General features: G+C 48.8%; 21 protein-coding genes. All 21 read left to right on the plus strand.

Annotated elements, in window-relative coordinates; genetic code table 11:
• Positions 1–2: 2 nt before the first annotated feature.
• The 21 genes from flgH (at position 3) to KDN34_RS05265 (ending at position 22721) form a co-directional block, all read left to right on the plus strand.
• Positions 3–677, plus strand: a complete 675-nt coding sequence (flgH, locus tag KDN34_RS05165) for a flagellar basal body L-ring protein FlgH (RefSeq protein WP_212595848.1) — start codon at positions 3–5, stop codon at positions 675–677.
• Positions 678–688: 11 nt separating this feature from the next.
• Positions 689–1777: a flagellar basal body P-ring protein FlgI gene (locus KDN34_RS05170; protein WP_212595849.1), complete on the plus strand. Its 1089-nt coding sequence runs from the start codon at positions 689–691 to the stop codon at positions 1775–1777.
• Between the two features lie 25 nt (positions 1778–1802).
• Positions 1803–2894 (plus strand): flagellar assembly peptidoglycan hydrolase FlgJ, encoded by a 1092-nt coding sequence (gene flgJ / locus KDN34_RS05175; protein WP_212595850.1) that lies wholly within the window; start codon positions 1803–1805, stop codon positions 2892–2894.
• 26 nt (positions 2895–2920) lie between these two features.
• Complete coding sequence (gene flgK, locus KDN34_RS05180) at positions 2921–4840, plus strand: flagellar hook-associated protein FlgK (RefSeq protein ID WP_212595851.1); 1920 nt, start codon at positions 2921–2923, stop codon at positions 4838–4840.
• 11 nt (positions 4841–4851) lie between these two features.
• Positions 4852–6060: a flagellar hook-associated protein FlgL gene (gene flgL / locus KDN34_RS05185; RefSeq protein WP_212595852.1), complete on the plus strand. Its 1209-nt coding sequence runs from the start codon at positions 4852–4854 to the stop codon at positions 6058–6060.
• Positions 6061–6172: 112 nt separating this feature from the next.
• Entirely contained in the window at positions 6173–6970 is a 798-nt protein-coding gene (locus tag KDN34_RS05190; protein WP_212595853.1) for a flagellin N-terminal helical domain-containing protein, read from the plus strand.
• A gap of 227 nt (positions 6971–7197) precedes the next feature.
• Complete coding sequence (locus tag KDN34_RS05195) at positions 7198–7995, plus strand: flagellin N-terminal helical domain-containing protein (RefSeq protein WP_212595854.1); 798 nt, start codon at positions 7198–7200, stop codon at positions 7993–7995.
• A 103-nt stretch (positions 7996–8098) separates the two neighbouring features.
• Positions 8099–8506 carry a flagellar protein FlaG gene (locus tag KDN34_RS05200; protein ID WP_212595855.1) on the plus strand — a complete coding sequence of 136 codons (408 nt, stop codon included), beginning with the start codon at positions 8099–8101 and terminating at the stop codon, positions 8504–8506.
• Between the two features lie 22 nt (positions 8507–8528).
• Positions 8529–9893, plus strand: coding sequence for a flagellar filament capping protein FliD (fliD, locus tag KDN34_RS05205; RefSeq protein WP_212595856.1), 1365 nt, complete (start codon positions 8529–8531; stop codon positions 9891–9893).
• Between the two features lie 16 nt (positions 9894–9909).
• Entirely contained in the window at positions 9910–10233 is a 324-nt protein-coding gene (locus KDN34_RS05210; RefSeq protein ID WP_212595857.1) for a flagella biosynthesis chaperone for FliD, FliT, read from the plus strand.
• A gap of 6 nt (positions 10234–10239) precedes the next feature.
• The gene (gene fliS, locus KDN34_RS05215; protein ID WP_212595858.1) at positions 10240–10650 is read left to right on the plus strand and encodes a flagellar export chaperone FliS; all 411 of its coding nucleotides are present in this window, start codon (positions 10240–10242) and stop codon (positions 10648–10650) included.
• Positions 10651–10942: 292 nt separating this feature from the next.
• Positions 10943–12373: a sigma-54 dependent transcriptional regulator gene (locus KDN34_RS05220; protein ID WP_324033487.1), complete on the plus strand. Its 1431-nt coding sequence runs from the start codon at positions 10943–10945 to the stop codon at positions 12371–12373.
• An 86-nt stretch (positions 12374–12459) separates the two neighbouring features.
• On the plus strand, positions 12460–13539 hold the full coding sequence (locus KDN34_RS05225; RefSeq protein ID WP_212595859.1) for a sensor histidine kinase: 1080 nt from the start codon (positions 12460–12462) through the stop codon (positions 13537–13539).
• Positions 13536–14873 (plus strand): sigma-54-dependent transcriptional regulator, encoded by a 1338-nt coding sequence (locus tag KDN34_RS05230; protein WP_212595860.1) that lies wholly within the window; start codon positions 13536–13538, stop codon positions 14871–14873. The genes KDN34_RS05225 and KDN34_RS05230 overlap by 4 nt, the downstream gene beginning before the upstream one ends.
• Before the next feature lie 155 nt (positions 14874–15028).
• The gene (gene fliE, locus KDN34_RS05235; RefSeq protein ID WP_212595861.1) at positions 15029–15361 is read left to right on the plus strand and encodes a flagellar hook-basal body complex protein FliE; all 333 of its coding nucleotides are present in this window, start codon (positions 15029–15031) and stop codon (positions 15359–15361) included.
• Positions 15362–15391: 30 nt separating this feature from the next.
• The gene (fliF, locus tag KDN34_RS05240; protein WP_212595862.1) at positions 15392–17098 is read left to right on the plus strand and encodes a flagellar basal-body MS-ring/collar protein FliF; all 1707 of its coding nucleotides are present in this window, start codon (positions 15392–15394) and stop codon (positions 17096–17098) included.
• The gene (gene fliG, locus KDN34_RS05245; RefSeq protein WP_212595863.1) at positions 17088–18128 is read left to right on the plus strand and encodes a flagellar motor switch protein FliG; all 1041 of its coding nucleotides are present in this window, start codon (positions 17088–17090) and stop codon (positions 18126–18128) included. Before fliF ends, fliG begins: the two co-directional genes overlap by 11 nt.
• An 11-nt stretch (positions 18129–18139) precedes the next feature.
• Complete coding sequence (gene fliH, locus KDN34_RS05250; protein ID WP_212595864.1) at positions 18140–19048, plus strand: flagellar assembly protein FliH; 909 nt, start codon at positions 18140–18142, stop codon at positions 19046–19048.
• The gene (gene fliI, locus KDN34_RS05255; RefSeq protein ID WP_212595865.1) at positions 19020–20360 is read left to right on the plus strand and encodes a flagellar protein export ATPase FliI; all 1341 of its coding nucleotides are present in this window, start codon (positions 19020–19022) and stop codon (positions 20358–20360) included. The genes fliH and fliI overlap by 29 nt, the downstream gene beginning before the upstream one ends.
• A gap of 9 nt (positions 20361–20369) precedes the next feature.
• On the plus strand, positions 20370–20825 hold the full coding sequence (gene fliJ, locus KDN34_RS05260) for a flagellar export protein FliJ (protein ID WP_212595866.1): 456 nt from the start codon (positions 20370–20372) through the stop codon (positions 20823–20825).
• 123 nt (positions 20826–20948) lie between these two features.
• Entirely contained in the window at positions 20949–22721 is a 1773-nt protein-coding gene (locus KDN34_RS05265; protein WP_228730428.1) for a flagellar hook-length control protein FliK, read from the plus strand.
• The last annotated feature ends 22 nt before the right edge of the window (positions 22722–22743 follow it).

Raw genomic sequence — 22743 nt, forward strand, 5'->3', positions numbered from 1 at the left:
CTATGAAGCTGATACTAAAACTGTTGCCGTTGTTGCTGCTGGGAGCCTGTGCTGCCAACCAGCAAAAGCCAATCCCGGATGATCCTTATTACGCGCCTGTCTATCCAGATGATGGCAACAGCGGTTTAGTGCCAACCGGTTCCATATTTGAACATAATCGGGCCACACCTTTATTTTCTGATCTGAAAGCCCATCGGGTTGGGGACATCGTTACTATCCAATTAGTGGAGTCGACCCAAGCGAAAAAAAGCGCGGCTAATCAGATATCGAAAGGCTCTGATCTTACCGTCAATCCGCTGACAGCCGCTGGCAGTAACGTGACGATTAATGGTAAGTCGCTGGACTTGGGGTATAGCGACAGCATGGATACCAAACGTTCAGCGGGAACGGACCAAAGCAATAGTCTTTCAGGCGAAATCTCTGCCAATGTGATTCAGGTATTGGGCAACGGCAACCTAGTGGTTCGCGGCGAAAAATGGATCACCATCAACAACGGTGATGAGTTCATTCGTATCACCGGTATTGTTCGTCCACAAGACATTACTACCAGCAATACCGTGCAATCGCCCAGAGTGGCGAATGCCCGCATTCAATATAGCGGCACCGGTACCTTTGCCGATTCGCAAAAAGTTGGCTGGTTGAGCAAATTCTTTATGTCTGACTGGTGGCCTTTCTAAGGAGCAAAATAATGAAAAACCAATGGTGGCTGCTACTTGGATTGCTGCTGTGCCTCCCGATAAAGGCTGAACGCATTAAAGATATCGCTGATATTCAGGGCGTACGTGAAAACCAGCTGATTGGTTATGGTCTGGTCGTCGGTTTGCCTGGAACCGGCGAGAAGACGCGCTACACCGAACAGACTTTCAAAACCATGTTGAAAAACTTCGGTATCACGCTGGATGATACCATCAGACCAAAAATCAAAAACAGTGCGGTAGTGGCAGTTCATGCGGACATGCCAGCGTTTATCAAACCCGGCCAAACGATTGATGTGACGGTATCCAGTATTGGTGAAGCTAAAAGCCTACGCGGTGGGAGTTTACTACAAACCTTTATGCGCGGGGTGGACGGTAATGTGTATGCGATTGCTCAAGGGAGCCTGGTAGTCAGCGGGTTCAGCGCCGATGGTATGGACGGTTCTAAGGTGGTGAACAATACCCCTACTGTTGGGCGTATTCCCAACGGTGCCATTGTCGAACGTGAAGTCGCTTCCCCCTTTGATGCCGGGGATTACTTGACCTTTAATTTGCGGCGGGCCGATTTTGATACAGCTAAGCGTACTGCCGATGCCATTAACAATCTGCTGGGCCCAGATGTGGCAAAACCACTGGATGCGGCGTCTATTCGGGTCAGTGCCCCACGAGATCCGGGGCAACGCGTATCGTTTCTTGCGACGCTGGAAAATATTCAGGTACAGCCGGCTGATGAAGCCGCCAAGGTCATCGTCAATTCCCGGACGGGTACCATTGTCGTTGGCAAAGACGTCAGGTTGTTGCCTGCCGCGATTACCCATGGCGGACTCACCGTCACCATCGCTGAAAATCCTCAAGTATCGCAGCCCAATGCGTTGGCTGCGGGTAACACAACGGTGACACCAAACAGCACTATCGGCGTGTCTCAGTCGAATCAGCGGATGTTCCTGTTTAACCCCGGCACCACTCTGGATGAATTAGTCCGGGCGGTGAATATGGTGGGCGCGGCACCTTCGGATGTGTTGGCCATCCTTGAAGCATTAAAGGTGGCCGGCGCTTTGCATGGTGAGCTTATTGTCATCTGATTTCTGACGCTAGCCGGACTTCACAATGGACCAACTTTCCAACTCATCACAATTTCTGGATCTTTCCGGCCTGGATAACTTGCGTATCAAGGCCCAGAAAGATCAGAAGTCAGCGCTTAAACAGGTGGCGCAGCAGTTTGAAAGCATTTTTGTGCAGATGCTGATGAAGAGCATGCGTGATGCCAACGCTGCATTTGAATCAGACAGTCCGTTTAACTCGCAGTACACCAAATTTTATGAACAGATGCACGACCAGCAGATGTCCGTGGATCTCTCGCAAAAAGGCATGTTGGGCCTGGCGGATTTGATGGTGCAACAACTCGATCCTCAGGACTCCGGGATCACGCCCGCTTCAGTGATGCGCAGTACCAACGGTGAGCCTTTGTTATCTGCTGAGGCACCAGCGCCGAAGGTATCTGATAAGGCAGCTGTTGCGTCAGATACCTCGATGACGTTTAACGTGCCGACGAAGCAGCGAGTCGATGCTGAGACCAGCGATGCCAGCAGGGTACAGACCCCGAACCCAGCCGTAAGTCAGCAGCCAAAAACTGCCGGAACGCTGGATTATGACACGCTGGACAGTATTTTAAGCGGCAAAGTGTTGCCGGATAACACTAGCGCGATTAGCTCGCAGGAAGATTTTGTCAAAGTGCTGTACCCCTATGCTCGTGATGCGGCGGAGAAATTGGGGACGACACCGGAGGTCATACTGGCGCAATCGGCGTTGGAAACCGGCTGGGGCCAGAAAATGGTGAAAACATCAGATGGTCAGCCTAGCAATAATTTGTTCAATATCAAGGCTGACCCACGTTGGTCAGGCGCGAGCACTAATGCGTCTACCACCGAATATGAACAGGGGACTCCGGTCCGTGAGAATGCCATATTCCGGGTCTATGACAATCTAAAAGAGAGCTTCAACGATTATGTGTCGTTGATTTCCCAAAATGGTCGCTATAGCAAGGCGAGAGCTGCCGCAGCCGATCCGGTGCAGTATGTGCGCGGTCTGGCTGAAGCGGGTTATGCCACCGATCCGCAGTATGCGAGCAAGGTGATCAAGGTGATGCAGAGCATCAAAAGTGACTTGGGGCAGTTTACACAAGGGGCTGGCAGTCAGTAACTGCCACCGGTTAAGGAGCGAGTGTCATGTCGGTTGATTTGTTGAATATCGCACGGTCTGGGGTGCTGGCAGCGCAGTCCCAGATTGGCGTGACCAGTAATAATATCAGCAATGTCAACACTGACGGCTATAGCCGTCAGGTCGCGACGCAAGCCACCCAGGACTCTCAATATCTTGGGGGGAATTACTATGGCACCGGCACTTATGTCGCGGATGTTAAACGGATATATAACGATTTTGCTGCCAGAGAATTACGCATAGGCCAGACGACACTGAGCACCGCTGAGATGAGTTACAACAAACTGAGTGGCTTGGATCAGATGCTCTCCAATACCGGCAGTACACTGACGTCTTCGCTCGACGGCTTTTTCTCGAGTCTTAATGACTTAGCTGATCAACCTTCTGATACCGGAATCCGTCAGACGGTACTCAGTTCCGCACAACAACTTGCGGCCAATTTTAATCAGATGGATGGCTATCTCGACAGTGAGATGAACCAAACCAATGATGAAATTTCCGGCATCACTGATCGCATCAATGAGATCAGTAAAGAGATGGCTAACATCAACCAGGAACTGATGAAAACAGACACACCCGATCCGCAGTTACTGGATAAACAGGACTCGTTGATCAAAGAGCTGAGTCAATATGCCGAAGTTAACGTCATTCCGTTAGACAACGGCGGTTGTAGCATCATGATGGGCAGCTCCTTTATGTTGGTGTCCGGTGAAGTTGCCATGTCGATGGGCACCACGACGGGCGATCCCTATCCGACAGAGTCTGCGTTAACCTATACCCTCGGCAACACCACCTTAAAAGTGGATCCATCAAAACTCGGCGGGCAGTTGGGAGCCCTGTATGACTATCGCGATAATACCCTGCAGCCAGCATCTCAGCAGTTAGGGCAAATGGCGCTTGGTGTTGCCGATGCTTTTAATACGCTGCAGTCACAAGGCTTCGATCTGAGCGGTCAGGTCGGCCAGAATATTTTTACCGATATCAACGATCCGCTGATGGCGCAGGGACGGGTGGGGGCGTATACCGGTAATGGTGGCACTGCCGTCCTCAGTGCGACTATTGATGATGTCGGCGCATTGACCGGCGATAGCTATCAGCTACGTTACACCACTAGCGGGACATACGAGCTGACCAATAATCAGACTGGCGCCGTTGCTAATCTCACACTTAATGGTTCCGCGTTGCAAAGTGCCGACGGTTTTACCCTCAATATTGATACGGGCGCTTTAGCTGCTGGCGATCGCTTTGAAATCAGACCGACCGCCAATGCTGCCGGAACTCTGCAGGTGGAAATGACCGATCCGAAAGGATTGGCCGCTGCATCACCTAAAATCACTGCCGACACGGCTAACGCGAGCAGTGCTGTAGCATCGCTGGTCAGTATCGATAACCGTGCCGACACTAATTTCCCCGGGACCGGTAGTGAACTCACTTACACCATCGATGCGTTGGGAAACTACACCGCAACGGATGCCAATGATGCCGTTGTTACTATCGGCACAACAACCGGTACCCCGCCGCAAATCAGCGATAACGGGTTTACTTTTCAAGTGGATGCGTTACCTGCCAGTGGTACCAATAGTTACACCTTCGATCTCAGTCTTGCGGTCGGTGATAACAGCAACGCTATTGCGATGGCAGACCTTGCTGACAGCAAAATCATGGAAGGCGGTAACGCAACCTTGGCGGACGTGTTCCAGCAAACCAAATTGGATGTGGGCAGCCAGACTAAAGCGGCTGAAGTCAGTATGAATTCTGCCCAAAGCATCTACGACCAGGCATATAACCGGATGCAGTCTGAATCCGGCGTCAACCTGGATGAAGAAGCGGCCAACCTGATGAAGTTTCAGCAGGCGTATATGGCCTCAGCACGGGTGATGACTACCGCCAATTCGATTTTTGACACCTTATTCAATGCCGTGCAATAGGAGTGGTGATTATGCGTATATCCACCGCACAGATGTATAACCAGAACATCAGCAGCCTCAATAAAAATCAGACGCAAACCAGCAAACTGATGGATCAAATCGCCAGTGGTCAGCGGGTCAATACTGCGGGGGATGATCCGGTCGCGGCGATTGGTATCGATAATCTGACACAACAGAATTCGTTAATTCAGCAATTCCAGAAAAACATCAATTATGCCAACCAGCATTTATCGTTGACCGAAAGCCAGCTAGGTGATGCCGAAACCTTATCCATGTCAATTCGTGATCGGATGCTGGCGGCTGTTAACGGTACTTACACCGATGACGAGCGGCAAAGTATTGCCGATGAATTGCGTCAAAGCCTCGACCAACTGCAAACCATTGCCAATTCTCAGGACGAGGCCGGTAACTATCTGTTTGCCGGGACTAAAAGTGATACCCAGCCATTTGCGTTCGATAACAATGGCAACATGGTGTACAGCGGCAACAGTGATGTGCGTACAGCATTAGTGGCCGCGGGCGTGGCGATGCCAACCAATGTTGCTGGCGCTGCGGCGTTTATGAATGCGCCCAATGCGATGGGTGACTTTAGCGTCAATTATTCGGCGGTCCAGAGCGGGGATTTTTCCGTAACATCAGCAAAGATAACCGATCCAACCAGTTATATCCCTGATGACTACAGCTTTAATTTTCTTGATAACGGCAGCGGTGGCATTGATGTGCAAATTCTGGATGGTGCTAGCAATGTGGTTAAAACCATCAATAACTATGACCCGACAACGCCAATCTCGGTTAATGGCGTAGACCTGACGCTTAACGGAACCCCCAGTGCCGGTGACAGTTTTTCCATACAACCACAGTCGACCACCAGCATTTTTGACACAGTACAACAAGCCATCACCTTGTTTGAAGACGGCGACACTATCAATACCCCAGCCGGTCAATCACAGTTGGCACAGCTTTTGAATAATTTCGATAGCGGCGTAGATCAGATCCGTATTGGTCGCAGTCAGGCGGGAACGAGTCTCAGTGCACTGGATAACTATGCCAGTAACCACTCAGACACTGAACTGGTAAACAACTCTGCTTTGTCAGTGTTACAGGATCTGGATTATGCCTCGGCAGTGTCCGAATACCAGAAACAACAACTGGCCATGAATGCGGTATCAACCCTGTTCAGTCAGGTCGGCACAGTGTCGTTATTTGATTACTTGTCGTGATGAGTTAACAGCGTTATAGCCGATTGATTGCGTCACTGACACACAAACAACTTGTTAACTAAGGTAGCCAAGCTCCGAGTCTTGGCGTGAAAACTAGGAAGAGGAACTTTACATGGCTATTACCGTTAATACGAATGTGACCTCACTGAAGGCACAAAAAAATCTAAATGCTTCAAAAGATGCTCTGTCGACTTCAATGGAGCGTTTGTCTAGCGGATTACGAATTAATAGTGCTAAAGATGACGCTGCAGGTTTGGCAATTTCTGACCGCCTGAATTCTCAAGTTCGTGGTCTGGATGTTGGTATGCGAAATGCCAATGATGTTATCTCCGTGGCACAAATTGCTGAAGGTGCAATGCAAGAACAAACTAACATGTTGCAACGCATGCGTGATTTGTCAGTTCAAGCTGTAAACGGTGCGAACTCTCCATCAGACATTGCTGCACTGCAAGCCGAGTATGATCAATTGGTGACTGAGATAAATAATATTGGTACCAATACGGCATTTGGGCAAACTAAATTGCTAGATGGAACATTTACCTCAAAAACCTTCCAGACTGGTCATACTGCAGCTGAGGCTGTTACCATTTCTATTGCAAATATGAGCGGATTATCTATTTCTGGAACTGTAGGCAACGCAACTCTCGCATTGGCTGATACCGCAATTGCCGCTATAGATAATGAAAGGGCCAACTTAGGTGCGATTCAAAACCGCATGTCCTATAACATTTCTAATTCAGCCAACACTCAGGCAAACGTAGCTGATGCCAAGAGCCGTATTGTGGATGTGGATTTTGCTAAGGAAACGGCAGCCATGACCAAAAACCAAGTGTTACAACAAACTGGTGCAGCTATGTTGTCCCAAGCCAATCAATTACCTCAGATAGCGCTATCATTATTGGGTAATTAAGAGTTGGCTATTACAAGTTAAACAGCATAATAGCAATCACTGCTATGCTGTTTAACTTGTTTTTTAATTTATTGATTTAAAACGAGTTATAAAAAGCACTAAATTTTTATAAAATTTTGCTAAAGATTGAAAATCCTCTGCCGTTACATATGGTGTAAACAAACAGCTCCGCCTGGCTTAGTCAGACAGGCAAGTGATTAAGTCAGATTCAGTTAGAGGAAACAATCATGGCGATAACAGTAAATACAAACGTTACTTCAATGAAGGCTCAGAAAAACCTAAATGCTACTGGTAATGCTTTAGCGACCTCTATGGAGCGTCTGTCTAGTGGTCTTCGTATCAACAGTGCAAAAGATGACGCTGCAGGTTTGGCAATTTCTGACCGTTTGAATTCTCAAGTTCGTGGGTTGGATGTGGGCATGCGAAATGCGAATGATGTCATCTCCGTGGCACAAATCGCTGAAGGTGCGATGCAAGAACAAACTAACATGTTGCAGCGGATGCGTGATTTGTCTGTTCAAGCAACTAACGGCGCTAATTCTTCATCAGACATTGCCGCGCTGCAATCTGAATACAATGCATTAGCATCTGAAATTGACGCTATTGGAACAAACACTGCTTTCGGTAACACCAAGTTATTGGATGGTTCTTTTGCTAGTAAAACCTTCCAGACCGGTCATACTTCAGCTGAAAATATCAGCATTTCCATTGCAGACATGAGCACTTTGGGAAGTGATGCCGCAGGCACCGTAGGTACCGCAACTCTCGCATTGGTTGATACTCAAATTGCAGCTGTAGATGCAGAAAGGGCGAACTTAGGTGCGATTCAAAACCGTATGTCCTATAACATTTCTAACTCAGCGAACACTCAGGCAAACGTGGCTGATGCGAAGAGCCGCATTGTAGATGTAGACTTTGCTAAAGAAACATCTGCAATGACTAAGAGTCAGGTGCTTCAGCAAACTGGTGCAGCCATGTTGTCACAGGCTAACCAGTTGCCTCAGATCGCACTGTCACTGATGTAATATAGTCATTGGGCGCCGAGTGTTAAGGGAGGTTCGGTTACACGAAGCTCCCTTTTTCGCCTTTTGCAGTAATTGAGTATCAGACACTGAATTGGAGGTAAATATGATTGATCTTAGTATCAATTCGTTCAATGCTGTAGACGTCAAAACTGGCGTAAATGCGGTACCTTCCGGAGCTACAGTTGCGGCAACGCAAGATGCACTCAATAGGCAAATGACAAATAATGTGAATTCAGATAGCAGTGCAGGGAATGAGCAACACCCCCAGGATAACGGTGCGGATTCGCAAGAACAATTGCAAACTGTCACTGAGCAGTTGTCGCAGACCATGGAGTTGATGCGTAAAGGCTTACAGTTTCGTGTTGATGATAAGTCTGGAGAAAGTGTTGTGAGCGTTTTGGACATGGAGTCTGGAGATATTATCCGACAGATCCCCTCAGAAGAGGCATTGAAATTAGCAGCTAAATTATCCGAAGTTGCCGATGGCCTGCTGATGAAAACACAGGTTTAGATAGCATTTAAGAGAGGAATTTATGGCTCTTACAGCAACAGGTCTAGGTTCTGGGCTGGACATTACCACTATTGTGCAGACGTTAGTGGATGCGGAGCGTACACCTAAGGAAACTTTACTGGACAATAGAGAGAGTACTATTGAATCCAAGGTATCAGCCATAGGTACTCTAAAAAGTGCACTTTCAACGTTTCAGGATGCATTAGATAAATTAAGCTCCGGTGATGCGTTGAATTTACGTACTGTCACGCAAAGTAGTGATAGTTACTTTACTGCCTCAGCAAACGAAGACTCCAAAGCTGGCTCTTACAATATAATTGTTGATACGTTAGCTCAGTCTCAGAAGCTTGCAGGTGTTGCTGCAGCTAACTCTTCATCTACTGTCGGTACTGGTAGTTTATCTTTTACTGTAAATGGCAGTAGTTTTTCTGTTGATATAGCTGGTACTGATACATTGTCAGATATTGCTGATAAAATTAACAGCGCTTCGGATAATGCTGGCGTTACGGCAACCATTATTAATACAGATAGTGGCAGTCGGTTAGTGTTTACTTCAGATAGCTCAGGCACCGATAATCAAATGTCAGTAACAGCAACTGATACTTCAGGGACGGGTTTATCTAATATGTTTGGCACCGGAAACCTTGAAGAATTGCAATCAGCTCAAGATGCTGTAATTTATATTGATGGCCAAAAGCTTACCTCTCAAAGTAATACTATCGAAAATGGCATTTCAGGTGTCACATTAGATCTCACTAGTGCAGCTTCTGGACAATCAACAACATTGACAATCGCTCAGGATAATGAAAGCGTTAAAACCAATATCCAGGCTTTTGTTGATGCGTATAACACTTTGATGGATAAAATTGGTTCTTTGTCCTCTTATGATGTCGATACAGAGACAGCAGGTGCTTTGCAAGGTGATTCCTTAGTTAGGACTTTGGAATCTCAACTGCGTAACAGATTGAGTAATAGTGTTTCCACAGATGCAGGATCTATAGCATTGTATGATATTGGTATTTCCACTGACAGATACGGCAAGTTGTCTGTGGACTCTGCAAAGTTAGATGATGCACTGGCTAATAACATGAGTGGCATTGAATCTCTATTTGCTACTAGTGATAGTGGCATTGCAACCTCCCTTGATTCACTGATAGAAGGTTATGTAAAATCTGGGGGATTAATTGAGAGTCGCAATACTTCATATACTAATGAAAAAAACCGTATAGAAGATCAAAGAACGGATTTAGATACAAAAATGGAATTGCTACAGGCCCGTTTAACTAAACAGTTCAATGCGATGGATCTCATCGTTGCTCAGCTAAACTCCCAGAGTTCGAGTGTGACTAGTGCATTAGATTCCTTACCAGGTGTTGTAAACAACTAATTTATAAAGAAATAAAATGGTTAACGAAAAGCAGTTGGATGAACTTAACAAAGAGTTAGGCATTCTTATGGATGAAATACTTTCGTTGCCTGTTGATGATGAAAAAACAGAAATACTGGTATCAAATTTGCAGGGGATGGTCAGCAGGCGTCAAAATTTATTGTCGATGTATCTGAATGAAATCAAAGATAAGCAGTTGCTCAATGAGCAATTGCTGTTATCAAAAAAGTTCGAAGATACAGCAAAGAAGATTCAACAGGAACGCCAAGATTTACTCTCGGTTTTGAAAAAAGGTAAACGCCAGCTCAATGTTTATAAGTCAGTTGATTCGAATAGGTAGGTATATATGAGAAGTTCGCTGCAGTCATATCGTAAAGTGTCGTTGGAAAGTGAAATTGCAGTAGCTTCACCGCATCGGATTATTCAATTGATGTTTAATGGTGCGTTAGAGCGGTTAGCTCAATGTCGTTATGCTATCGAACAGAATAATTTGGAGGCCAAAGCTCTTTATATCAGTAAATCTGTAGGGATAATCACGGGGCTGAAGAGCAGTCTCAATATGGAAGCTGGCGGTGACATAGCGGGTAATTTAGATAGATTATATGACTTCTCTTTAAGAAAAATTACCGAAGCCAATATTAACAATGACCCTCAGGCACTGGATGATGTGTCCGCTATCTTGCGCGAAATAAAAGAAGCGTGGGACGCGATTCCGGCAGACAAGCATTATATTACGGCGAATAAAGAGCCGGCATAATCTCAAAATTTCCATGATACAGGCGCCATAATCGGCGCCTGTATTTTAACAGGCGTCGAGATTTTGACACTGTGGCCGGTAAGCGCTTTCAAAATGGTCTAAAATCTCTCTGTTTGAGACATAAAAGCGATTGCGGGGTTGCTAATGTCTTGCTGATAATACAATATTCAGCATGGCTGTGGCTTTCGCTATAAACGTGAATAATAAGTTGTGTCTCGCGCTAAGTTTTGGACACACAAAAACAACTAGATTAATAATTTCCTATAATTATCAGACCGTAGCGGCCTACTGAATGATGCAAACAGATCAACGAATTTTACTTGTCGGCAATCCATCGGAGCGTTCCAGTCGCTTGTCTTGTGTGTTGGAGTTCATTGGGGAACAGGTGGATGTTATTGCCGCAGATGTGGCAGAGAAGCTGACGCCAGAGTTGCGTTGCCGGGCACTGATTATACTGCCTGAGTGTCTCACCGAAGCGCAGATCACTATGCTGCTCACCCGTATTCCATGGCAACCGTTTCTGAGTTTTGGCAAGGTGACGCCCAGTGCGTCCAATGTCTTAGGTATCATTGAAGAGCCGCTGAGTTACACGCAAGTCACCGAACTGTTGCATTATTGCCAGGTGTTCGGTCAGATTAAACGCCCTCAAGTGCCCACCAGTGCTAACCAGACCAAATTGTTCCGTAGTCTTGTCGGCCGCAGTGATGGTATTGCCCAGGTTCGTCATCTGATTAATCAAGTCGCCGAATCCGGTGCGACCGTATTAGTGACCGGGCCTTCCGGTACCGGTAAAGAAGTCGTCGCACGTAATATTCATTATCTTTCTGATCGTCGTGATGGGCCGTTTATTCCGGTTAACTGCGGTGCTATTCCGCCGGACTTGTTGGAAAGCGAACTATTTGGTCATGAAAAAGGCTCGTTTACCGGTGCCATCAGTGCCCGTAAAGGCCGTTTTGAACTTGCCGAAGGCGGCACGCTGTTTTTAGATGAAATCGGTGATATGCCGTTACAGATGCAAGTAAAACTGTTACGGGTATTGCAGGAAAGAGTATTTGAACGCGTGGGAAGTGCCAAAGCGATTCAAGCCAATGTCCGGGTTGTTGCTGCCACTCATCGAAATTTAGAAGCCATGATTGAAGCGGGTGAGTTCCGCGAAGATCTGTATTATCGGCTTAATGTTTTCCCGATTGAAATGCCGCCGTTAACGCAGCGCAAAGACGACATTCCATTATTACTGCAAGAATTGGTCAGCCGGGTATTTAATGAAGGCAAAGGCCGTGTGCGCTTTACTCAGCGAGCCATTGATTCGTTGAAGGAACATGACTGGGCCGGTAACGTGCGCGAGCTATCTAATTTGGTTGAGCGCTTAACTATCCTCTATCCCGGTGGTTTGGTCGATGTTAACGATTTGCCGATTAAGTATCGCCATATTGATGTGCCGGAGTACTCCGTTGATGTCAATGAAGAGATGCAGGAGCGTGATGCGCTGGCGTCAATCTTCAATGATGAAGAACCGGTAGAAATTCCAGAAACCCGCTTCCCCAGTGAATTACCTCCGGAAGGGGTGAATCTGAAAGACCTGTTGGCTGAGCTGGAGATTGATATGATCCGCCAAGCCTTGGATCAACAAGACAATGTGGTTGCCCGCGCCGCGGAAATGCTCGGGATCCGTCGTACTACGCTGGTAGAAAAGATGCGTAAGTATGGCATGACCAAAGAATAATCAGCATTTACTTGATTCATAAAGATTATTTTTTGGCATAGATTCTGCTTTTACCTCGTTAATAGCATTTTTTTGACGGGGTTGATATGGCAGCCAATTCGCTTGCACAACTGGAAACCATTTCCCATCGTGGGCATGAATGGATTCAGGTCAAGGCAGCCGCCAATATGTCCAATCGAATGGAACATATTCTGCAGGCGATGCCTTCTGGGGTGGTTATCCTCAATGGCGACGGCATTGTCACTGATGCTAATCCTGTGGCGGCGTCACTGCTGGATATTCCGCTGGTGGGCGAGCGTTGGCTCAGCATCATTAACCGTTCATTTGCGCCGCGCAAGGATGATGGTCATGAAGTCTCTCTGCGCAATGGCCGTCGCGTAAAACTCGCAATTACCCCCCTCACACCGGAACCTGGTCAGCTGATTATGATCACTGACTTAACCGAAACCCGTTTACTGCAGCAAAATTTATCGCACTTACAGCGGTTATCGGCGCTAGGGAAAATGGTTGCCAATTTGGCGCATCAGATCCGCACGCCATTATCCTCGGCGTTGCTATACGCGGCGAATCTTGGCAATCCTCGTCTGGATGAGCCTGCTCGTCATCGCTTTCAGGAAAAACTGCTCGACCGCCTTGGAGAGCTGGAACGACAAGTCAACGATATGTTGCTGATCGCGCGCGGTAAACAGGAGCAGGTTGGTGAACGCGTGGCGATGTCGGAAGTGGTGAATCGGGTGATGGCTAATTGTGAAGCCATTTGTGAGAAAAATCGGGTGGTTCTCGAGGCTGATTTACAGCACGACGGTGAAGTCCTCGCCAATCTTTATGGCCTCAGTTCCGCCATTAATAATCTGGTGATGAACAGCATTGAAGCCGAGGCCAATCACATTGTGTTACGCCTGACGCGTGATGCTCAATATGTCAGCCTGACCGTCATCGATAATGGCCATGGTCTCGAAAAGAAATTACAGCGCAAAGTGCTGGAACCGTTTTATACCACGAAAACCCATGGTACCGGACTCGGATTGGCGGTGGTGCAATCGGTCATAAAAAGCCATGGCGGCCAGCTCTCGCTCAGTTGTGAGCCACAAAAAGGCTGCAGTTTTACCCTCTCGTTACCCATGGTCGACAGCAACGACAATGCCAATGGAGACCGCACGGTATGAATGATATCAGGATCCTGTTAGTCGAAGACGATGCATCCCTGCGCGAAGCCTTATTGGATACATTGCTGATGGCAAGCTACCAGTGTGTGGATGTTGCCAACGCCGAAGAAGCCATCATGGCGTTAAAAAAATGCCAGTTTGATATGGTGATCAGTGACATACAGATGCCGGGAATTGGCGGTATGGGCTTGTTAGATTATCTGCAGCAGCATTACTCGCAGATACCGGTGTTGCTGATGACTGCTTATGCCACCATTGATAGTGCGGTAAGTGCAATTAAATTAGGCGCGGTCGATTATCTGGCAAAGCCGTTTGCCCCAGAAGTGCTGCTGAATCAGGTCAGTCGTTATTTGCGACCCAAAGCAGATGCCGGTGAACCGGTGGTGGCCGATGATAAGAGCGTCGCACTGCTGGAGCTCGCAGCTCGCGTGGCAGCGTCTGAAGCCTCGGTCATGATCCTCGGCCCGAGTGGTTCCGGTAAAGAAGTACTGGCGCGTTATATTCATCAGAAAAGTCCCAGAAGTGAAGCGCCATTTGTTGCGATTAACTGTGCGGCCATTCCGGAGAATATGCTGGAAGCGACCCTGTTTGGTTATGAAAAAGGGGCCTTTACCGGGGCTTATCAGGCCTGTCCCGGCAAGTTTGAGCAGGCACAGTCCGGGACTTTGTTATTGGATGAAATCTCGGAGATGGACCTTGGCTTGCAGGCAAAACTTCTGCGCGTATTGCAAGAGCGAGAAGTTGAGCGACTCGGCGGCCGTAAAACCATCAAGCTGGATGTCAGGGTTCTGGCAACCTCCAACCGTGATTTGAAGGAAATGGCGGCCAAGGGGGATTTTCGCGAGGATCTCTATTATCGCATCAACGTATTCCCATTATCCTGGCCTGCGCTGAATCAACGTCCGGGCGACATTGCGCCATTAGCAAAACATCTGTTGTCGCGTCATGCGCGCAGCGGCGGTATTCATCCAGTACCGACTTTTTCAGATACCGCCATTCGTCGATTGTTGAGCCATCGCTGGCCGGGTAACGTGCGCGAACTGGATAATGTTATTCAGCGAGCAATGATTTTGCAGCGCAATAACGTCATTGAAGCGGCGGATATTATTATTGATCTGCAAGACGTAAATCTGACGTCAGAACCTCAGGCATATGATGGGCCGGAGGGGTTGGGGGACGAACTCAAGGCGCAGGAACATATGATCATCCTGGAAACCCTTAACCAGTGTAATGGCAGTCGTAAACTGGTCGCCGAAAAACTCGGGATCAGTGCCAGAACCTTACGCTATAAAATGGCGCGCATGCGAGAGATGGGCATCGAGCTTCCCGCCTAACCTCAGCATCAATGATACCGGCAGCCATCGCGCTGCCGCTTTCTTATGCAGTCAACGCGTCGATGTTGCATAGGTGTAACCATTGGCAACCTTTTTGCATTACCTCCGTTATCAATAGCTAAGCCGTCAAATGGCTGACGACGGGAGACCAAAGCATGCAGATCGGTGGCAACCCTCTACTGCAGGAAATGCAGTCAATTAAAGGTGAAATATCACCTAATTCCATTGCCCCTTCATCGCTGCGGCAGGTGGGTAACACCAGCGGAGCAGATTTTGCGGACTTGTTGAGTCAGGCCGTTGGCCATGTCAGTGAACTGCAAAATACCTCGTCTAACCTGGCTACTCGTCTGGACATGGGCGATACCAGCGTCAGTCTGTCAGATACCGTCATTGCCAGAGAGAAAGCCAGCGTGGCTTTTGAAGCAACCGTGCAGGTGCGCAATAAGCTGGTGGAAGCTTACAAAGAAATCATGAGTATGCCGGTTTAAACCGGCTAGCCACGAAAGCAGGAATCCAACGTGAGTACAGAATTAGTAGCGGAAAACAGCGCCTCTCTTCCTACTACCAGCAGCGGTGCACAGCAGGAAAATAAATCCGGTGTGATGGGGATGCTGGGCAGTGTCGATATGCTGCGTCAGGTCACGATGATCCTGGCGCTGGCGATTTGCCTGGCGCTGGCGGTATTTATCATGATCTGGGCCCAGGAGCCTGAGTATCGACCATTGGGCAAAATGGATACCGATCAGCAGGTTCAGGTGCTGGATGTCCTCGATAAAAACCGTATTCCTTACAAGATTGATGTCGACGTTATTAAAGTCCCGGAAGATCAATACCAACAGGTCAAATTGCTGCTCAGTCGCTCCGGGGTTTCTACCAGCAATGAAGACAAAGATTTTCTGAACCAAGACTCAGGTTTTGGTGTTAGTCAGCGGATGGAGCAGGCGCGTCTGCAACACAGCCAGGAAATGAATCTGGCTCATGCCATTGAAGAGCTGAACAGTGTCAGTCGCGCCAAAGTGATCCTGGCGCTGCCGAAGGAAAACGTATTTGCGCGTACCCGTGCCGAACCCAGTGCCACGGTGGTGGTAACCACCCGTAAAGGTGGCTTGGGCCAGGAAGAAGTTGATTCCATTGTGGATATCGTGGCCTCTGCGGTTCATGGCATGGACCCAAGTAAAGTCACCGTGACTGACGCCAGTGGTCGGCTATTGAATTCTGGCAGTCAGGATGCGGTATCCGCCCGCGCTCGTCGTGAGCTGGACCTGATCCAGCAGAAAGAACAGGAATATCGCAATAAAATCGATTCCATTTTGATCCCAATCCTCGGCCCGGAGAACTTTACCTCACAGGTCGATGTGAATATGGACTTTACGGCGGTTGAGCAGACCGCCAAACATTTCAACCCGGATTTGCCGGCACTGCGCAGTGAAATGACCGTCGATAACAAATCGGTTAATGGCGTTAACGGCGGCGTTCCTGGGGCGCTCAGCAATCAACCGCCAGCGGCCTCAAATATTCCCCAAAAAGCCACCGGTGACAGCACTGAAAAGCCAACATCCAGCAGCAGTCACAACGAGGCGACCCGTAACTATGAGCTCGACACCACAATCAGCCACACCAAGCAGCAGGTGGGGAATGTCCGCCGTGTGAGTGTCTCGGTGGCGATAGACTTCAAATCCGGTTCCGCCGATGCGAACGGCAACACCACTCGGGTGCCGCGTACTGAAGCTGAAATGGCGAATATCCGGCGTTTGCTGGAAGGCGCCATCGGTTATAACAGTGAACGCGGTGATGTTATTGAGGTGGTGACGGTTCCGTTCATGGATCAGTTAGTGGAGCCGTTACCGCCAGTGCCATTGTGGGAACAGGAGTGGTTTTGGCGCGCCATGAAAATGGTGTTAGGCGGGTTAGCCATATTGATGCTGGTGTTATTCGTGGTGAAACCCGTGGTGAAAAAACTCCTTTTCGCTGACGATTCAAAAATGCCGGATGAGCCTCAAATAGGCCATGAGCTAGCGGACATTGAAGATCAGTATGCAGCTGATACTTTGGGAATGCTGCATAAGCCGGATGCTGAATACAGTTACGCCGAAGATGGTTCCATCTTAATCCCGGATCTGCACAAAGATGATGATATGATTAAGGCCATCCGGGCGCTGGTGGCAAATGAACCTGAACTCTCCACTCAAGTCGTGAAAAACTGGTTACAAGACGATGGCAAATAACGAAGAGGCCAGAGTGCCTAGCAATTTTGATGTGAAGTCTCTCAGTGGCGTCGATAAAACTGCGATATTGCTGTTGAGCCTGAGTGAAGCAGATGCGGCATCGATCCTTAAACATCTGGAACCCAAACAGGTACAGAAAGTGGGGATGGCGATGGCCAATATGCAGGAGTTTGGTCAGGAACGCGTGACAGCAGTGCACAAGTTATTCCTGGACGACATTCAGAAGTATTCTTCTATCGGCTTCAATAGCCAGGAGTTTATCCGTAAAGCGTTAACCGCGGCCTTGGGTGAAGATAAAGCCGGCAATCTGATTGAACAGATTGTGATGGGCAGTGGTGCTAAAGGTCTGGATTCGCTGAAATGGATGGATGCACGTCAGGTTGCCAGCATCATTCAGAATGAACATCCGCAAATTCAAACTATTGTGCTGTCCTATCTGGAACCGGATCAGGCGGCGCAGATCTTTGCGCAGTTCCCGGAAAATACGCGCCTCGATCTGATGATGCGCATTGCTAACCTCGAAGAAGTTCAACCGGCGGCGTTGCAGGAACTGAACGATATCATGGAAAAACAGTTCGCTGGTCAGGGCGGCGCACAGGCCGCAAAGATGGGTGGCCTCAAGGCGGCTGCCAATATCATGAACTACCTGGATACCGCCGTCGAAAGTCAGTTGATGGAAACGCTGCGCGAATCTGACGAAGAGATGGCACAGCAGATCCAGGATCTGATGTTTGTCTTCGAAAACCTTATCGATGTCGACGATCGTGGTATGCAAGCCTTGCTGCGTGAAGTTCAGCAGGATGTATTGATGAAAGCGCTGAAGGGGACCGATGATCAGTTGCGCGAGAAGATCTTTAATAACATGTCAAAACGTGCTGCAGAATTGATGCGTGATGATCTGGAAGCGATGGGCCCTGTGAGGGTCAGTGAAGTGGAAGTGGCACAGAAAGAGATCCTGTCTATTGCCCGCCGCCTGTCAGATGCCGGCGAAATTATGCTCGGCGGTGGCGGTAGCGAAGAGTTCCTGTAAGGGGCTGCCCTATGGCTGATCATATACCATCAAAAAATATTATCCCGCCAGAAACTGTCACGGATTTTGACGCGTGGCCTTTACCGGATGTCGGAGCATCGTTACCCCCGAAAACGGAGAGTAATCTCTTTGGCCGTAAAGCTCCGGAATATCGGGCGGCTAAGGTTGATAAACCCGTAGCACCGCCAACCATGGCTGAAATTGAAGCCATTCGGGCAGATGCCGAGCAGGAAGGTTTTGCAGAAGGCAAAACTGCTGGTTTTAATGAAGGGTTGGAACAAGGACGACTACAAGGCCTGGAGCAAGGTCATGCCGAAGGTTTTGCGCAAGGACTTGAGCAAGGAAAAGCGGAAGGCTTACAACAAGCGCAGACACTGTTAACGCGTTTCGAGCAGTTGCTCGCACAATTCAACGCACCGTTGGCGCTGTTGGACCTGCAGATAGAACAATCATTGCTGACGCTGACTGAACAGTTGAGCCGTAGCGTTATCGCACACGAACTGGCAACCCATCCCGAACATATTCTGGCCGCGATGCGCCAGGGCATCGACGCGCTGCCGATCAAAGAACAAAAAGTGGTTATCAGATTGCACCCTGACGATATGGCATTGGTTGAATCACTGTATGGTGCGGAACAGCTAGCTCGGAACCATTGGCAATTGGAGAAAGATCCCGGATTAAGCGCCGGTGACTGTCTTGTCAGCTGTCAACGTTCACAAGTGGATATGCGCCTGGAGACGCGGTTACAGCAAGTGTTTGCTGAGGTTTGGCATCGTCAGCAGCTGTTAGCCAGAGAAGAACAGCAACAGACACAGCAATTGCAAGCCAAAGCCACAAACACCCAAGCTGACGCCCCATCAACGGATATCGCTCATGGTGCAGGAGAGGTTGATGGAACATCGCAGACACCATCTGCTTAACGAGCTTAGCCAGCTCAAGCAACATATTGGCCCTTACCAGGCGGTTGCCTGCGGGCAATTAGTGCGCGTTGTCGGATTAACGCTGGAGGCGACAGGTTGCCGGGCGCCGGTGGGCAGTCTCTGCGCAATTGACACCAGCGCTGGGGCCTTGGTTGCCGAGGTGGTGGGGTTTGACGATGAACTGCTATATCTGATGCCTGTTGAAGAGTTGCGCGGTGTGGTGCCGGGTGCCCGAGTTATGCCGTTAGGTGAACAAACCGGACTTAACGTCGGCATGAAGCTTTTAGGCCGGGTACTGGACGGTAATGGTCAACCCTTGGATGGTTTGGGGCCTATTAGCAGCCAGGAAAAAGCCACGCGGCACAGTGAACCGATTAATCCGTTGGCACGTCGCGCCATTACTGAACCTTTAGATGTCGGCGTTCGTGCGATCAATGCCATGCTAACCGTGGGAAAAGGCCAACGAATGGGGTTGTTTGCCGGCTCCGGTGTCGGTAAAAGTGTGTTGCTGGGGATGATGACTCGCGGCACCACTGCCGACATTATTGTGGTTGGTCTGGTGGGAGAGCGTGGTCGCGAAGTAAAAGAGTTCATTGAAGAGATCCTCGGTCACGAGGGTCGAGCGCGTTCGGTAGTGATTGCTGCGCCAGCGGATACTTCGCCGTTGATGCGGTTACGGGCATGTGAAACCTCTACCCGCATTGCCGAGTATTTTCGCGATTTAGGCTATGACGTGTTGCTACTAATGGATAGTCTGACCCGTTACGCTCAGGCGCAGCGTGAAATTGCGTTAGCGGTGGGGGAGCCTCCCGCAACCAAAGGGTATCCGCCGTCAGTATTTGCACGATTGCCACGCCTGGTTGAGCGTGCAGGGAATGGCAGCGACAAGCAGGGATCAATCACGGCATTCTATACGGTATTGACGGAAGGCGATGATCAGCAAGATCCCATTGCTGACGCTTCCCGTGCCATTCTTGATGGTCACATAGTGTTGTCACGTACCTTGGCTGATTCCGGGCACTATCCTGCGATTGATATTGAAGCCTCCATCAGTCGTGTTGCGCCGATGGTGATCTCGGCTGAGCACCTGGAGTCGATGCGCCGCGTTAAACAGATGTATTCCCTGTATCAGCAAAATCGTGATCTAATCTCTATTGGGGCTTATGCGCAGGGTAGTGATCCTCGTATTGATAATGCTATTCGCTTGCAGCCGGCGACCAATGCATTTTTACGGCAAAGGATGCATGAATCGGTAAGTTTTTCCGACAGTGAAAAGATGTTGGGACAGTTGGCCGCGCAGTGCCGGGTGTAGGATAAAAAGATGGCAACTAAGGATCCGTTATTTACGGTATTGAAATTAGCCAAAGATGCGGAAGAACAAGCTGCCTTGAAACTCAAAGCCGCGCAGTTTGAACATCAGAAACGGCTTAATCAATTGCAAGCATTACGTGACTATCGCCTCGATTATATGCGGCAACTTGCCGCACAACAGGGACAGCCAATTCGCGCCGATTACTATCAACAATTTCATCGATTTGTGCGGCAGGTAGATGAAGCGATTAAGCAGCAACTGGCGGTGGTGGCTGAGGCTGACCGGCAGAAGCAGCATCGCCAACAACACTGGATGGAAAAACAACAAAAGCGGAAAGCCGTGGAAATGTTACTAGAGAAAAAAGCGTTGCAAAGACAACAACGTGCCGACAAACAAGAGCAAAAGCTGATCGACGAATTTGCCGCTCAACAATTTTTACGCAGAAAGCTGACCAACGGGATATAAATCGCCATCTAATAGCTGGCCTGGTTTTTGCTTTCTCATCGCTATATCAATAGACTTTGCCAAATTTCGGGTCGCAGTAATCTCGCACTCCAAAGAGTGTTCTGCCCCCTGCTGGAGGACAGCATGCAACAGCTCGCCAACAACGTTATATTGGGAACCCAGAGTGCTAAAGGGACTGCCGTGTCAGACGCGGCAAAACTCAATGATAATGCTGGTTTTTTTGACGCACTTCAGCAAGCTCAATCCAAACTGCAGGGCTCAGATCAAAGTCCTACTGGCCAACTGAAAACTGACACGAAAGCTGTTACTGATAATGCTAATGAGGTGACTGGCAATGATGCTGGCGCAGACGACCAAGTCGCGACAGTGCTGGGACAGATCTCAATGGGCAAAAAGTTGCCGCCTGATGCCAAATTACAAAAGGCGGTGACAAAATTGGCAGAATTAGCTGGGCTGGACCAGCAACAGTTGCAACAATTAGCCGATAGCAAAGATCCCAAACAATTGTTGCAGCAATTAGCTGCAATGATGACCCAAAACCTCAAGGCCGCCAATCAGACTGGTGATACTGCGGATTCGGTGACTAACCCCACTGCTGTCACTGATGACAGTGAAACGGTCGCAGATTCATTCGCAAAATTGATGGCAGCGCTCGCGGCCTTGTTACAGCAAGCGGGTAATCAGACGGATAGCCAAGGTCATCAGCCAGCAGCATCAACGTTGCAAGCATTGCTGCAACAGCTGCAGCAAGCAGACAACACCACTGAAAATGCCGCTAACACATTACTTGAGGGGAGTGCGAAGGGCGCGGCAAAGAATCCAGACTCAGACGTAAATTTGCTGACATCCGCAACTGACGATAAAGCCGCTGATGACAAAAAAGCGTCAACGACAGGTGACGACGATACGTCTCTCGCTGAAGCCTTGGCTGCCTTGTTCGTAGCGTTGCAGCCATCTGCGGTAACTCCAGCTCAAGCGTCAAATACTGGCGATGATGCCAAATCTCTGCAAGCCACTGCCGCGACCACGACGCCAACATCACCGTCTGGGCAGTTACAGCAGTTGTTAGCACAGTTACTGGCTGCCGATAAAGAGCAGCAGCAAACCCAAGAAAATCCAGGTAAGGCCAACAAACCGCTTGCCGTTGAATTGCCATTAATAAACGCAATGCGATCAACACAAAAGAGTTCAGCGTCAACAACGGATTTGTCACAGTTAAGTGCAAGCCAGCAAGACAGTTCTCTGGATAAGTTTAGCGACAGTGTTAAAGCTGCTTTGGAAAATGCCGCGGCTAATTTCAGCGAAAAAGCGGTTATGGCTCAATCCGCCAACGATAAAGTGGTTCAAGAAACGAGTCCGCTGGAGCTGAAATCGATCCAGGCACCCTCGCCGTTGAATAATGCCGGTGCAATAAATCGCAATGAGATGGCCCAATACCAGTTATCGTTGCGGGCAGCGGGAGAACAACTGCAACCAAATACACAGGAGCTGATCCAGCGTTTTGCTCCCGCGATGAAACAGCAGTTGCTGACCATGGTTAATAATGGCGTACATCATGCTGAGATCCGCTTAGATCCTCCTGAACTCGGGGCCATGACTGTAAAAGTGCAAGTACAAGGTGAGCATACCCAGGTACAGTTTCATGTGACACAGACACACACCAAAGACTTGTTGGAACAATCCATGCCGCGTTTACGCGATCTATTACAGCAACAAGGTATGCAGTTGGCTGATGGGCAGGTATCTCAAGGTGGTGGGCAACAAAGTCATGCTCAAGGAAATGCCAATAGCCGTGGTGATGTCGCGGTCACCTCTGGCGAAATTTCCGGCGAAGAACTCACTAGTTCGACGGAACCGACGTTAACTTCGACATCCGCTATAGATTATTATGCCTGAGCAGGTAACCTATGACGGCAGA

The sequence above is a fragment of the Shewanella yunxiaonensis genome (assembly GCF_018223345.1).
Classification (GTDB): Bacteria; Pseudomonadota; Gammaproteobacteria; order Enterobacterales; family Shewanellaceae; genus Shewanella; species Shewanella yunxiaonensis.